At 63.4% G+C, this 14,098-nt stretch carries 8 protein-coding genes and 1 tRNA gene; 5 read left to right on the forward strand and 4 right to left on the reverse strand.

All coding sequences use genetic code 11. The annotated features are described in order from the left end of the window. Positions 1 to 127 precede the first annotated feature (127 nt). Genes WHJ28_RS07425 through WHJ28_RS07435 form a run of 3 tightly spaced genes read left to right on the forward strand, consistent with a single transcriptional unit; the run spans position 128 to position 3,018 of the window. Entirely contained in the window at positions 128 to 1,174 is a 1,047-nt protein-coding gene (locus tag WHJ28_RS07425; RefSeq protein ID WP_340041175.1) for an ABC transporter substrate-binding protein, read from the forward strand. Beyond that, a complete protein-coding gene (locus WHJ28_RS07430; RefSeq protein ID WP_340041177.1) occupies positions 1,175 to 2,248 on the forward strand; it encodes a FecCD family ABC transporter permease in 1,074 nt (357 codons plus the stop codon). Beyond that, a complete protein-coding gene (locus WHJ28_RS07435) occupies positions 2,248 to 3,018 on the forward strand; it encodes an ABC transporter ATP-binding protein (protein WP_340041179.1) in 771 nt (256 codons plus the stop codon). Before WHJ28_RS07430 ends, WHJ28_RS07435 begins: the two co-directional genes overlap by 1 nt. 61 nt (positions 3,019 to 3,079) lie before the next feature. Here WHJ28_RS07435 and WHJ28_RS07440 read toward each other — a convergent pair. Further along, positions 3,080 to 3,156 (reverse strand) — tRNA-Arg (locus tag WHJ28_RS07440). Positions 3,157 to 3,432: 276 nt separating this feature from the next. Between WHJ28_RS07440 and typA the strand changes: the two genes are divergently transcribed. Further along, on the forward strand, positions 3,433 to 5,259 hold the full coding sequence (gene typA, locus WHJ28_RS07445) for a translational GTPase TypA (RefSeq protein ID WP_340041181.1): 1,827 nt from the start codon (positions 3,433 to 3,435) through the stop codon (positions 5,257 to 5,259). Positions 5,260 to 5,308: 49 nt separating this feature from the next. Here the strand turns inward: typA and WHJ28_RS07450 are convergent, their stop codons facing one another. Genes WHJ28_RS07450 through WHJ28_RS07460 form a run of 3 tightly spaced genes read right to left on the reverse strand, consistent with a single transcriptional unit; the run spans position 5,309 to position 11,491 of the window. Next, positions 5,309 to 8,461, reverse strand: a complete 3,153-nt coding sequence (locus tag WHJ28_RS07450; protein ID WP_340041183.1) for a peptidase — start codon at positions 8,459 to 8,461, stop codon at positions 5,309 to 5,311. Continuing rightward, complete coding sequence (locus tag WHJ28_RS07455) at positions 8,458 to 10,905, reverse strand: efflux RND transporter permease subunit (protein WP_340041185.1); 2,448 nt, start codon at positions 10,903 to 10,905, stop codon at positions 8,458 to 8,460. The genes WHJ28_RS07450 and WHJ28_RS07455 overlap by 4 nt, the downstream gene beginning before the upstream one ends. 13 nt (positions 10,906 to 10,918) lie before the next feature. Beyond that, positions 10,919 to 11,491, reverse strand: coding sequence for a TetR/AcrR family transcriptional regulator (locus WHJ28_RS07460; protein WP_340041187.1), 573 nt, complete (start codon positions 11,489 to 11,491; stop codon positions 10,919 to 10,921). Positions 11,492 to 11,675: 184 nt separating this feature from the next. Between WHJ28_RS07460 and WHJ28_RS07465 the strand changes: the two genes are divergently transcribed. Continuing rightward, positions 11,676 to 13,982 carry an S-layer homology domain-containing protein gene (locus tag WHJ28_RS07465; RefSeq protein ID WP_340041189.1) on the forward strand — a complete coding sequence of 769 codons (2,307 nt, stop codon included), beginning with the start codon at positions 11,676 to 11,678 and terminating at the stop codon, positions 13,980 to 13,982. Positions 13,983 to 14,098 lie beyond the last annotated feature (116 nt).

Consider the following 14,098-nt stretch of genomic DNA (forward strand, 5'->3'; position numbering starts at 1 on the left):
TCCGCAGAAAGAGCCCTGTCCAGTGCTGCAGCCCCGGTCAGATCTGGAAGTCCGCTTTCTCTGGAAAGCGGACTTTTTCTCTTTTTTGCGGCTGGCGCATATATCATCACATCAGGAGGAATGTTCTATGAATGGAATCCGCACCGCCGCGTCCCTGCTTGTCGCCTCGGCTTTGGTCCTGTCTCTGGCCGGCTGTTCCGGGGGCACGCCGGCCAGCTCCCCGCCCCCCGCCGGCACAAGTCCCGTCCAAACCGCGGAAACGCCATCGGCGGACGCCCACTACCCGGTCACCATCACCAACTATGACTACGCCGGCCAGCCGGTCACCTACACCTATGAGGCCCCGCCGGAACGGGTGCTGTGCGTCTATCAGGGCTGTATCGAGACCATGATCGCCCTGGGCCTGGAGGATCATGTGCTGGCCTCCTACGGACTGGACAATGAGGTCAAGGAGGAGTGGCAGGCCGGTTTTGCCAACATGAAGTACGACGCTTCCGTTTTCGCCCCCGATCTGGAGACCGTCACCCTGCTGGAACCCGATATGATCTTCTCCTGGGGTTCCTACTTTGGGGACAAAAAACTGGGCGACGTACACAGCTGGAACGAAAAGGGCGTGGCCACCTACATGAACTCCAACACCGTGCCCGGCGGCACCCGCACCCTGGAGCATGAGTACGAGGATATTCTGAACATCGGCAGGATCTTCGGGGCGGAGGATCGGGCCGCAGCCCTGGTGGATGAAATGAAGGGGCAGGTGGAAGCCACCCTGGCCGCCGTGCCGGGACAGCAGCCCCTTCGGGTGGCGGTGGTGGAGCCTGCCGGCGGCAGCATCACCAATTACGGCGCGGACACACTGGCCGGCGATATGGTGCGCGCGCTGGGCGGACAGCTGGCCAAGCCCCAGGGCAGCGACATGGGCAAGGAGGATCTGGTGACCTGTGACCCGGACGTGATCTTTGTGGTCTACATGGCCTATGACGGAGACGACCCCGAGACGGTCAAGGCCGCCCAGCTGGCCGCCATTCAGGACGATCCCGCCTTCGCCAGCCTTTCCGCCGTTCAAAAGGGCCGCGTTCACCTCATCATGCTGGGCGATATGTACGCCAGCGGCCCCCGCACCATTGACGGGCTCAACACCCTGGCCCAGGGGATGTATCCCGGTCTGGAGCTGTAAATGGAGCCCCGGCGGAATGTTCTGGCCCGGCATCCCTGGACCTATCTGGCGGTGTGCGCCGTCCTGCTGGCGGTCCTGCTGGCGTCCCTGCTGGCAGCCGTCAGCCTGGGCACCATGTCCATCCCCCCGGGAGACGTCTACCGGGTGCTGCTGCATGAGCTCTTTGGCCTGGGCGACCCCGCCCGGTGGGGCAGCGGCGGCGTCCATGACGTGGTGTGGTTCATCCGCCTGCCCCGGCTGATCCTGGCCGTGGGCGTGGGAATGGGCCTGGCTGTGTGCGGCGCGGTAATGCAGGCCATTGTCAAAAACCCGCTGGCCGATCCCTATGTGCTGGGGGTATCCTCCGGCGCCTATCTGGGCGCCACCCTGGCCATGCTGCTGGGCGCCGGGGCCTTTTTGGGCGGCAGCGCCATGGGGCTGCTGGGCTGCGCCGGGGCCTTTGCCGTATCTTTGGCGGTCATGGCGCTGGCCAATCTGGGCGGACAGGTCAACGCGGTCAAGCTGCTGCTGGCCGGCGCCGCCATGAGCGCCGTATGCGCCGGTTTTTCCAACCTGTTCATCTATATCCTCAACAATGACCACGCGGCCGCCGCCGTGGTGCAGTGGTCCATGGGCAGTCTGGCCGGCGCGGACTGGGCCGGCAACGCCGTCATTCTCCCGGTGTCGCTGGCGGGCACCCTCTTCTTCTGGAGTCAGTACCGCAGCCTGAACCTGATGCTGCTGGGTGACGAATCGGCCATTACCCTGGGCACCAACCTCCATGGCAGGCGGCTGCTCTATCTGCTGGTGAGCGCCCTGCTGGTGGGCTTTGCGGTATACAAAGCCGGGCTGATCGGCTTTGTGGGCCTGATCATCCCCCATGTGGTGCGGATGCTCTTCGGCACGGATCACAAAAAGCTCATTCCCCTGTGCGCCCTGTCCGGCGCCCTTTTCCTGGTCTGGGCCGACGTGCTCTGCCGGGTGGTGCTGCCGGGCAACGAACTGCCCATCGGTATTCTCACCTCTCTGGTGGGCGCGCCGGTGTTTGCCTACCTCATGGTCAGGAAAACCTACGGATTTGGAGGCGGAGACTGATGGAACTGCATACCCGACAGCTCCAGGCCCGGCTGGGCGGCAGCCAGATCCTCAAGGGCGTGGATATCCAGGCCGGACGCAAAGAGCTGGTGGGCGTGATCGGCCCAAATGGCAGCGGAAAGAGCACCCTGCTGAAATGCCTCTACCGGGTGCTCAGGCCCAGCGGCGGCGCGGTCTGGCTGGACGGCAGGGAGCTGGAACGCTACTCGTTCAAAGAGTCGGCCCGCCGCGTCGCCGTGGTGGCCCAGCACAATTATTATAACTTCGATTTCTCCGTCTACGATGTGGTCATGATGGGCCGGGCTCCCCACAAAGGGGCGCTGGAACGGGACAACCACCGGGATCACCAGCTGGTTCGCAGCGCGCTGGAAACCGTGGGCATGGAGGGCTTTGCCGCCCGTTCCTTCTCCACCCTCTCCGGCGGGGAACAGCAGCGGGTGATCCTGGCCCGGGCACTGGCTCAGGATACCCCCTGCCTCATTCTGGACGAGCCCACCAACCACCTGGATATCAAATTCCAGCTTCAGCTGATGGATATCGTCAAGCAGCTGGATCGGACGGTGGTAGCCGCCATCCACGATCTGAATCTGGCCGCCATGTACTGCGACCGGCTCTATGCCCTGAAGGACGGGGAGATCGTGGGGAGCGGCCCGCCCCAGGCTCTGCTGACGGAGGCCTTTCTCCGCCGGGTCTACGAGGTGGAGGCCCACATCTTCACAGATCCCACCGGCCGGCTTCATATTTCTTACCACAGCCCCTGCCATCCATAGGGCGGGCGGCGTTGATGCGGACATAAAAAGACGTCGGAGCAAAGCAAGCTTTGCTCCGACGTGGCACGCCAGAAGGGAATCGAACCCCCAGCCTCACCCTTAGGAGGGGTGCGCTCTATCCGATTGAGCTACTGGCGCGGATCATACTGTGGGGAAGCATGAAAACTTCCTGCCAGACACTGAGTCATTGTAACCCAATTTTCGGGCGGTGTCAACGCTGAGGGTGGGAAAGATGTGGGTTTTTGTTGGTTTTTTTGCGGAAAGCTGTTGCATGGCCCGCAAGGTATGCAGTATAATTAAGAGTCGAGCTTATCAGAATATTGCATACACCCAGCTGTATGCCTTTTTGCGGGATATCTGCCGGGAAACTCAGGGCTCCGGCGGTCTTGCCAGTATATCGGGAGGAAAGTTTACATGCACAACGAGAAATTACGCAACGTAGCCATCATCGCCCACGTCGACCATGGCAAGACCACCCTGGTGGACGAAATGCTCAAGCAGGGCGGCATCTACCGTGAGAACCAGGCCACGGTGGAGCGGGTCATGGACTCCAACGACCTGGAGCGCGAGCGCGGCATCACCATCCTGGCCAAAAACACCGCCGTCCACTACAAGGACGTGAAGATCAACATCGTGGACACCCCGGGCCACGCCGACTTCGGCGGCGAGGTGGAGCGTATCCTGAAGATGGTCAACGGCGTCATTCTGCTGGTGGACGCCGCCGAAGGCCCCATGCCCCAGACCCGCTTCGTGCTGTCCAAGGCCCTGGAGCTGGGCCACAAGGTCATCGTGGTAGTCAACAAGATCGACCGCCCCGACCAGCGCATTCACGAGGTCATGGACGAGGTGCTGGAGCTGCTGCTGGACCTGAACGCCACCGACGAGCAGTTTGAGTCCCCCACCCTGTTCTGCTCCGGCCGTCAGGGCACCGCCTCCTACTCCCCCGACCAGCCCGGCACCGACCTGGTGCCCCTGTTCGAGACCATCGTCAACTATATCCCCGCCCCCGAGGCCGATGTGGAGGCCCCCTTCCAGATGCTGGTGTCCTCCATCGACTACAACGAGTTCGTGGGCCGGATCGCCATCGGCCGCATCGAGCGGGGCACCGTGAAGCAGAACCAGGAGATCGTGGTGTGCAACTACCACAACTCCGACGAGGCCCCCAAGAAGGCCAAGGCCACCGCTCTGTACCAGTTTGACGGTCTGGGCAAGGTACCCGTCACCGAGGCTGACGCCGGCAATATCATTGCCATGAGCGGCATCGGCGAGATCACCATCGGCGACACCATCTGCGCTCCCGACGCGGTGGAGCCCATCGAGTTCGTCAAGATCTCCGCCCCCACCATTGAGATGACCTTCTCCGTCAACGACTCCCCCTTCGCCGGCAAGGAGGGCAAGTTCGTCACCTCCCGCCAGCTGCGTGAGCGTCTGTTCCGTGAGACCATGAAGGACGTGTCCCTGCGGGTCACCGAGACCGACTCCACCGACGCCTTCAACGTGGCCGGCCGCGGTGAGATGAGCCTATCCATCCTCATCGAGACCATGCGCCGTGAGGGCTATGAGTTCCAGGTGTCTCCCCCCCGCGTGCTCTTCCAGGAGATCGACGGCAAGAAGTGCGAGCCCATCGAGCGTCTGGTGGTAGACGTGCCCTCCGACAGCGTGGGCGCCGTCATTGAGAAGATCGGCTCCCGAAAGGGCGACCTGCTGGAGATGACCCCCGTGGGCGACCGGATGAAGATCGAGTTCCTGGTGCCCTCCCGCGGTCTGTTCGGCTACCGCAACGAGTTCCTCACCGACACCAAGGGCGAGGGCATCATGGCTTCCGTGTTTGATTCCTACGCCCCCATGAAGGGCGACATCCAGCGCCGGGCCTCCGGCTCTCTGGTGTCCTTCGAGACCGGCGAGAGCGTGACCTACGGCCTGTTCAACGCCCAGGAGCGGGGCGTGCTCTTCATCGGCGCCGGCGTGCCCGTCTATGCCGGCATGGTGGTGGGCGAAACCCCCAAGCAGGAGGATATCAGCGTCAACATCTGTAAGAAGAAGCAGCTGACCAATATGCGCGCCTCCGGCTCTGACGACGCCCTGCGCCTCACGCCCCCCCGCCAGCTGTCTCTGGAGCAGTGCCTGGAGTTCCTGGCCGACGACGAGCTGCTGGAGGTCACTCCCCAGTCCCTGCGTCTGCGTAAGCGCCTGCTGGACCATGCGGCCCGGATGCGCGAGGCCTCCAAGAAAAAGGCCTGATATAAGATCAATACAGCCCCCGGAACCACAAGGTTCCGGGGGCTGTTTCTTATACCGGGATCTTTTTCTGCTTCCTTTTCCGATGGAACGCCAAGGCTATCACCAGCAGCACTGCCGCTCCGGCGCAGCACAGCAGCACCACAAGCATGACATTGGGTGCCGTACCGTCCAGCAGCACCACCTGCCCGCTGGCCGGGCCGTCAAAGACCAGATAGCTGCCGTCCTGACTGGCCTTTACCACCTGCCAGCCGCTGTCGGTCTGCACAGCGGCCACCGGATGGGCCGCGTCCACACAGCGCAGCCGGAGGGTCACCGTATCCCCCTGGTTTCCCTGCACAATGTAGGACCAGCCCTCCACACTCCGGTAGCCCGACAGGTCGGGCAGCTGGTCCAGCCCTTCCACACGCAGGCTGGCCTGAGGCTCAAAGGTGCCCTGAACCAGCAGGACAGGGAATTCCTCGCCGGAGGAGAGGGTGGCCGTGGGCTGGGTAAACCGGGCCTCCAGCACCATGGACCGGGTAAGCCCTTCCACCGGGAAGTCGGGCCACACGCCGTACTCCCCGTCCCGGGCAGGCGGCTCTGGCACCAGGCTCTGGTCCAGGTCGTCCCCGTAGGCAAAGGGGATCTCGGCCACGGTCTTGCCGTCGGCCACAAAGCGGTAGGAGAAGGTAAGGAAATCCTCCGGAATGCCGCTCAGCACGGAGAAGGCGTCAAACTTCAGTCCCTCCGCCTGACCGGCCACGTCCACCCCGTCCAGCCCCGCCAGCTCCTCCAGCAGGTAGCGGTTGCCGGTGAGGGGATCGCCGGACTGACCGGCAATGGCCCCCCGGTACTCCCCGTCTCCCTGGGCCCGCACCATGGCCCGGCAGTCGGTGAGGGTGCCGCCCAGACCGGCGATGCCCCCCAGCCAGCTGCCTCCGTCCAGATCCACCAGGGCGGCGCACCGGATCACCGAACCGCCGGTGCGGCCGGCAATGCCGCCGCAGTAGTCGGTGCCCGTCTCCACCGTGCCCCGGGCAGCGCAGTCCAGGATGGAGCCGGTGGTACACCGTCCGGCGATGCCGCCGCCGCAGTCGTTTCTCACGGCAACGGCGCCGTCAAAGCGGCACTGCCGCACCGCCGCCCGCAGGGTGGCGTACACGTCGGAGAGCAGTTTGATGTCCTCCATGTCAAAGGTGGCCTCGGGGTCGTCCCCCACCTCGGCCCCCACGGCCCCCACGATGCCGCCCACGTTGGAGTCACCCTCCACGGTGCAGGCGGCGGTGCAGCCCATGACCAGGCCGGGGCCTTCCGTAATGTCCCCCGAAAGGTCCTGGGTGGTGAGTTTCGGCTCCCGGCCCATGTCGTAGATGGCCTGACGGACCTGGTCCAGGGCCCCGATCACCCGCTGGGCGGAGGCGTGGAGCGCCTGATTGTCCGCCCCGGCGGCCTGGGTCATCTGGTCCACCCGGTTCTGGATCACATCCAGCTGCTCCCCGATGTCGTCCGCCGCCGCCTGGGTCCGCTCCCCCAGCTGATCGGAATAGTCTTTCAGCAGGGTACGGATGGCGGAGGCCTCGTTGCTGACGGCGTCCAGATCCTTCTTGCTGTCCTTGGACAGGGCGCTGCCCGCCCCCACCAGATGGCTGGCGGCGCTATGGATGGCCTTGGCGGCCTGATCCGCGTCCTTCCGCGCCGCCTCCATCTCTTTCGAGGTGTCGTGGCTCAGCGTTTCCCACCTGCCGGTGAGGTCGCTGACCAGGCCGGGCAGCTTGCCCAGGGCCTTGGAGATGGCGGACAGGTGTCCCGCCGGGTCTATGCTGGGGAAGGGCACCGCCAGGGCTCCCTTCCAATCCAGCTTTTTCAGGCAGTCGGCCACCTGGGTGAGATAGCTGCCCAGGCTGTCCAGCTCACGGGACATGGCCTGTAGGTGGGTGCGGATGATATTGGCCTGTTTCTCAATGCCTTCGGCGGCATCATCCAGAGCCTCCACCGCCTCTACCAGCGCGTTGTCAGCGCTGTCCAGCATCTCGCTCAGACTGCGGCGCAGCTGGGCGGTACTATCCAGCAGATCGTCCAGATCGTCCCCGGCCTCATTGGAAAAGGTATCCACATGACCCCGCAGGCCGTCCAGGGCATCCCCCAGCGCGGCGGCATGGCGGTCCAGCTGGTCGGTCATAGCGCGGTAGTCGGTGAGACCCTGGTCCCCGGCCTGCTGGGCCCGGTCCCGGATCTGGCCAACCGCCTCATGGATGGCCTGGGCGTCCTCCACCCCCTGGTCCACCATGCCGCTGAGCTGGTCGGCAAAGCCTTCCATCTCATCAAAGAGGACCCCCAGGCTGTCGTTGAGGCTGTCGGCGGGAGAGTCGCCGTAGCGCACCTCCACATTGGGCTCGAACTGGCCCACAATGCCTCCCACGTCCTTCCGGCCCAGGATGGGGCCGGTATTGGAACAGTTGGTGATGGAGCCGGACTGGAGCCCGGCCATGCCCCCGGCGTTGTAGCCCAGGTGCTGATAGCCCACGGTGCCGGAATTGGAGCAGTGGTCGATGGTGCCCCGGGACAGCCCGGCGATGCCGCCGGAGTTGGAGGGCACCTTCTGATCGGAGGCGGTATTGATCTCCCCGGCGTTGGTGCAGCCGGTGATGGTACCCAGATTCTGCCCGGCAATGCCGCCGGCGTTGCTGGGGGCGGAGATTACGGCCTGGTTGGAGCAGCCCGTCACGGTGCCGCTCTCCCCGTTGACGCCCACTACGCCCCCCACATCCTCCTGACCGGAGACGGAGCCTTTGACGGTACAGTTGCGCACGGTGCCGTAGTTCTCTCCGGCCACCAGACCCACCTGGCCGCCGGTGCCGCCGGGCCGGAGGGTGCCCTCCACCGTCAGGTCCTCCACCTGGGCGCTCTGGGTGAGGGTGCGGAAGAGGCCCACTTTGGACCCTTTGCCGCTAAAGGACAGGCCGGTGATGGTATGGCCGTTTCCGTGGAAGGTGCCCTGGAAGATGGGAATGGAGGTAAAGTCGGCGTCGCTCAGGTCCAGGTCGGCGGTGAGCTCCGCTGTCACCCCCACCGACCAGGTATCCTTGGTACAGCTGCGGGCAAAGTCCAGGAAGGCAGCTTCGTCCCCGATGGTCACCGTTCCCGCCGCCCGGGCAGGGGGCAGCAGGGAGCAGAGAAGGGCAGCCACCAGCAGCAGGGCGGTTACGGGTCTGTTGTGCTTCATGGCTGATCCTCCTGTTCCTGCTCCTCAATGTGGAGCTCTTGATACTTGCTTTCGATGAGGGCGTCCACGCTGCCGTGGATCACGCCCTTGAATTCGCCGTCCACAAAGCCGGACACATGGCCCCGGACGTGGCCGTCCAGCCGCATGGTGCCCTTGTTGAACCGCTGGGACCGGTCCCGATTGAGGGAGATGGCGGTACGCTCGATGATGGCGTCGCCCAACAGCAGCAGCTGGGGCAGTACGGTCATTACCAGGAAGATGGAGGTGACGGTGCCCCGGCCCAGGGTGAGGCCCACCGAGCCGATGGTGGCGTCGGTGGAGATGCCGCCGATGAGGAAGCCGGCCACCGCCATGATGGTGCCCGAGGTGAGGATGGTGGGGAAGCTCTGGCTCAAAGCCTCCACCGCCGCCCGCCGGGGCTCCATACTGTTCTTCAGTTCCAGATAGCGGTTGGTGATGACGATGGCATAGTCAATGGTGGCGCCCATCTGAATGGAGCTGACCACCAGATAGCTGAGGAAAAACAGATTGGTGCCGGTGAGCACCGGGAAGGAGAAGTTGATCCAGATAGAGCCCTGGATGGTAAGCACCAGCAGTACCGGCAGACCGGCGGACTTGAAGGTAAACAGCAGGATCACCATAACGAAGAGGGCGGTGAGTACGCTGATCTTCAGGTTGTCGCCGGAGAAGGAGCTGGCCAGGTCGAAGGCGTTGGTGGAGTTGCCCACCAGCACCACCTGGTCATAGTAGTCCTCACCGATGGAGCGGATCTCGTCCAGCAGGGCGTAGGTTTCATCCCCCTCGGTGGGCACGTCGGCCACAAAGACCAGCCGGGACCAGTCCTGACCCTGGAGCTGCTTGAGGCCCACGTCCAGCTGCTCCTGCAGATCCTCCACCTTCTGGGCCTGCTCTCCGGTGAGGCTCACCACCCCCTTGTCCTTCTGCTCCAGCAGGAACTGGAAGATATCCAGCAGGGGCACCGAGTAGTCGTCCGGGTTCTGGAAGATGGAGCCGTACTCCTCCACGCTCAGGCCATAGGCCTGGAAGAGCAGCCGGGCCAGCTCCACATCCACCCCCGCCAGCTCGGCGAACTGCCGGGGGGAGATATCGTCGGTGAGCATCCGTCCCGGCTCCACCTCGATGTTGGCAAGGCCGGTGACCTGGGTCACCTGGGGCAGGGCCTCCACCCGCTCCAGGATGCGCCCTTCCTTTTTATAATCTCCTCTGGGCACCAGCATGGCGATGGTATTTTTCTTGCCAAAGGCGGCGGTCACCTTCTCCTCGGCAATGCGCCAGTCCGGCTTGTTGTCAAAGTCGGCGTCGTTGGCGTCAAAGACGTAGACGCACCGGCTGGACAGCACCGCGCCCACAATGACCACCAGCACGAACACGGCGGGCAGGATGTAGCGCAGCCTGACCACCGCCTTGCCCCAGAAGTTGATCTGGGGCACCAGATTTTTGTGGCGGGTGCGGTCGATGGGACCCCGGAACATCATCAGCAGGCCGGGCATCAGCAGAAAGACGCACAGCATGGAGCACACGATGCCCTTGGCCAGCACGATACCCATATCAAAGCCGATGCGCAGCTGCATGAGCATCAGCGCCACCAGACCGGAGATGGTGGTCAGGCTGGAGGAGGAGATCTCCACAATGGCCTTGCTCAGGGCGGCGATGTCCGCCTCCCGGGCGTCCAGGCCGTTGTCCCGCTCCTCCATGTACCGGTGGCAGAAAATGATGGCGTAGTCGATGGCCAAAGCCAGCTGGAGCACCACGGCGATGGAATTGGTAATAAAGGAGATGGTGCCGAAGATGAAGTTGGTGCCCATATTGAGCACGGCTGCCGCCACAAACACGATGAGGTAGACGGGCACCTCCATATAGCTCTTGGAGGTAAAGAGCAGCACCACCACGATCACGGCGGCGGCAATGGCCAGGATGACGGTCATCTCCTGCCGCAGGGAGGCCGAGATATCCCGGCCCACCTCCGTGGACATGGACACATCGTACCCCTCCAGCAGGTCCTCTACCCGGTGGAGAGCCTCCACCGTCTCCTCATCCCCGGTTTCCCCGTCAAAGGAGATGGAAAAGAGGGCGGCGGAATCCTTGTAGTGGTCGGCGGTGTCGTCAAAGGCCACCTCCGATACCCCCTCCACCCCCTTCAGCCGCTGGGCCAGGGCGGCGGCGGTGTCGTAGGTCACGTTGGACACCATCACGTCAGCGGTGCCCAGGGTGACGAACTGCTCCTCCATCAGGGTCAGGCCCCGCCGGGTCTCGGTATCCGGCGGCAGGTAGGAGGTAATGTCGTTGTTGATCTGTACTTTATGAATGGAAGCCCCGCAGAAGATCAAAGAGGCGATAAAGACCAGAAAAAAGGCCTTCCGTTTGTCCACAATGAAGCGGGCCAGTTTGGTCATTGGGGTCTCGGTTTTTTTGTCCGTTACCATAGGCAGATTCCTCTCAGCGGTTGGGAATAAATTGGGCCAGGTGGTCCAGCAGGACCTCCTCCGGCACCGGATCGGGGCTGGCCAGCCACCAGCGCAGCAGGGACAGCATGGCTCCCACATAGAAGCGGGCGGCGATCTGGGGGTCCACCCCCGGCAGGGCGTCGGGGAACGGCGGGCGGCTCATCCGCAGACACAGCTCGTTGGCCGCCGCGTCCTCCAGCAGTCGGGTCTGGGTGTCGGCGCCGCTCTCCAGGCAGGCTCGGTACAGCGCCCTTCTCTCCTTGAAAAAGGACAGAGTGTTGCGGGCCGCCGCCAGGAAAAACTGTCCCGGCGTGGGGGCGTCCTGGGGAATGCAGGCGTCGATACACGCCCGCTCCAGCTGGGTCAGCATGTAGTGGAGCAGCTCCTGCTTATCATTAAAATGGGCATAAAAGGTGGTACGGTGGACCATGGCCCGCCGGCAGATATCGGTGACCGACAGCTCCTGAAAGGGCCGCTCCTCCATCAGTTCCACCAGAGCCTGGGTCAGCTGCCGCCGGGTCTTGCGCTGACGCAGGTCCAGATTGTCCTCTCGTTTCTCCTCCACAGGGACCCCTCCTTTCATGGGCCGGAACAGCATATCACTTTACGCTACACTTGTCAAGATAAAATACAAGTGTAGATTATCCAAAGGGGAAGGCCGCGGGATTTACAGGTTGCTTTTTTTAGAGGGAGACAGTATAATGAAGGCGTCTAATTATGGAAACCTATACGGCAACGGAGGGAAATGTATGAAAGCAAAGCGATTTGCAGCCCTTTGGCTGGCGGTGGTTCTGACGCTGTCTCTGCTGGTGGTCCCCGCCGGGGCAGTGAGCTTTACCGATATGCAGGGCCACTGGGCCCAGGAGGACGTGGAGTATCTGGCCGGCCTGGGCATCGTGAAGGGCACCAGCGCCACTACCTTCGCCCCCGCCCAGAAGATGACCGCCTGCGAGGCTCTGCTCTTCTGCTCCCGGGCCACCGGCGTGTCCGCCGCGGATAAAAAGCAGATTGCCGCCGACCGGGCCGATCAGCTGAAGAAGATCCTGCCTGAGAACGTCTACAGCTGGGCGGAGGAGGAAATGGCTGTCTGTCTGGAGACCGGCATCATCAGCGTCACCGAGCTGGAGGCCATGTGCTCCTCCGGTGCACTGCTCAAGTCCATCACCCGCGAAAACCTCTCCATGTATCTGGTACGGGCTATGCAGCTGGAACCCATGGCCAAAAATCTGACCAACTATTCCATGAGCTTTGCCGACACCGCCTCCATCTCCCAGGCGCTGCGGCCCTATGTGTATCTGCTCAATACATACGGCATCGTCCAGGGCAACACCGCCAACCAGTTTATGCCCCAGGGCAGCCTGACCCGTGCGGAAATGGCCACCATGCTCCGCCGGGCCATCGACTTTATGGATGAGCAGGGCATCTATGCCGAACTGCCCGCCTACACCGACTACCAGTGGGTAGGCGGCGTCATCGACGCGGTGGGCTCCACCAGCAATGGCGCCACCCTGCTCACCATCACCGGCAATCTGACCGATACCTTCGGGATCTCTGTGCCCGCCAACGTGCCCATCTATGAAAACAACATCCGCACCACCCCCACCGCCCTGCGGGCGGGCCAGTATGTCCGGGTGAACCTGGACAGCAAGGGGGCGGCTCAGGCGGTCCGTCTGGGCGGGGCCCTGACCAGCCTCAGCGGCAGCATCGCCGATGTGTCTCAGGACAGCGTCACCATCAGCGTGAACGGCGCCAGCAAGCGGCTGGACATCGACCGCTTCACCAAGGTTCAGGTGGGCCAGCTGGTGGGCGATCCCTCCCTGATCGAGCCCAACGCCGGCTATACCCAGGCCCAGTGCTGGGTGGACGGCATGGGCCATCTGGCCGAGCTGAAGCTGTCCGGCGGCACCCGCTCCGCCGAGGGTCTCATCACCGGTGTGGAGAACACCGCCGGTGGCCAGACCCTCACCGTCGCCTCCTTTGACGGCCAGCGCGCCCAGTACACCCTGGTGTCCGGCGCCTCCGTCACCGTCAACGGCAAGGCCGGCTCCATCTCCGTGTCCAACAAGGGGGACCATGTGAGCCTGCGGGTGTCCAACGACAATGCCGGCAGCGTGGTGAGCGCCGCGGTGGACACTGTATCCGACTATGTACAGGGCCCCATCAAGAGCGTTAACTTCTCCAAGGAGACCTATGAGATCACCCTGGAGGACAGCATTACCGGCAAGTCCCGTACCTACCCCATTGCAGGCAATGCCATCGCCCGCTATGACGGAGCGGAGATCACCGTCAAGGAGGTGGCCCGCAACAATTTTGCCACCCTTCAGCTCTCCGGTGGTCAGGTCGTGCTGCTGGACACCTACCCCGGCTCCACCACCACCCAGGGCGTGATTGAGAGCATCACCTACGCCAGCCCCACCACCCTGGCGGTGCGTACTCCCCAGGGCACCACCGCCACCTTTACCATCGACCTGACCAACCTGCCCGACATTGAGCGGGACGGCAAGACCAGCTCCATCGACAAGCTGCGCAGCGGGGACAACGTCACCGTCACCGTCCGCTACAACGAGGTGTATGAGATCGAGGCCACCTCTCAGAACGCCACCCTGTCCGGCACCATCACCCGGGTGGTCCAGGACACCACCGGCGTCAGCATCGACGTGCGCTTCTCCGACGGCTCCACCGACACCTACCAGGTGTCCGAGGGTGTGTCGGTGACCCAGAAGGGCTCGGTCATCTCCCTCTACACCCTCAAGCCCAACGACGCGGTGGAGCTGACCCTCAGCGGGGACGAGATCGTGGCCATCAACGTCACCGGCAGTTCCTCCTCTTCCACCCAGATCACCGGCTCGGTGCTGGTGGTCAACACCAAGGAGGATACCCTGATGATCAGCCTGGAGAACGGCACGCCTCTCACCGTGGACGTGGAGGACGCAAGCTTCGTTACCATCTCCGGCTCCTCCACCAGCCTGAGCAAGCTGGCGGCGGGGGACCGGGTGCAGATCTACGGCCAGTATTCCGGCAGTCTCTTCGCCGCCACCCTGGTGGTCAAACTCTAACTGAACAAAGTGCGGGGTCCGGCCTATCGAGCCGGACCCCGTACTTGACTTTTAGGCCGCAAATGAATAAAATAGGTAGCACCCATGCGTATTTTGATAAAAAAGGATTGAGATAG

This window comes from Flavonifractor porci (assembly GCF_037572415.1).
GTDB lineage: Bacteria > Bacillota > Clostridia > Oscillospirales > Oscillospiraceae > Flavonifractor > Flavonifractor porci.

Coding starts and splice junctions, on each gene's coding strand:
- WHJ28_RS07450 (WP_340041183.1), bottom strand. CDS start 8,461: ATGAAGCACAACAGACCCGTAACCGCCCTGCTGCTGGTGGCTGCCCTT.
- typA (WP_340041181.1), top strand. CDS start 3,433: ATGCACAACGAGAAATTACGCAACGTAGCCATCATCGCCCACGTCGAC.
- WHJ28_RS07465 (WP_340041189.1), top strand. CDS start 11,676: ATGAAAGCAAAGCGATTTGCAGCCCTTTGGCTGGCGGTGGTTCTGACG.
- WHJ28_RS07430 (WP_340041177.1), top strand. CDS start 1,175: ATGGAGCCCCGGCGGAATGTTCTGGCCCGGCATCCCTGGACCTATCTG.
- WHJ28_RS07425 (WP_340041175.1), top strand. CDS start 128: ATGAATGGAATCCGCACCGCCGCGTCCCTGCTTGTCGCCTCGGCTTTG.
- WHJ28_RS07435 (WP_340041179.1), top strand. CDS start 2,248: ATGGAACTGCATACCCGACAGCTCCAGGCCCGGCTGGGCGGCAGCCAG.
- WHJ28_RS07455 (WP_340041185.1), bottom strand. CDS start 10,905: ATGGTAACGGACAAAAAAACCGAGACCCCAATGACCAAACTGGCCCGC.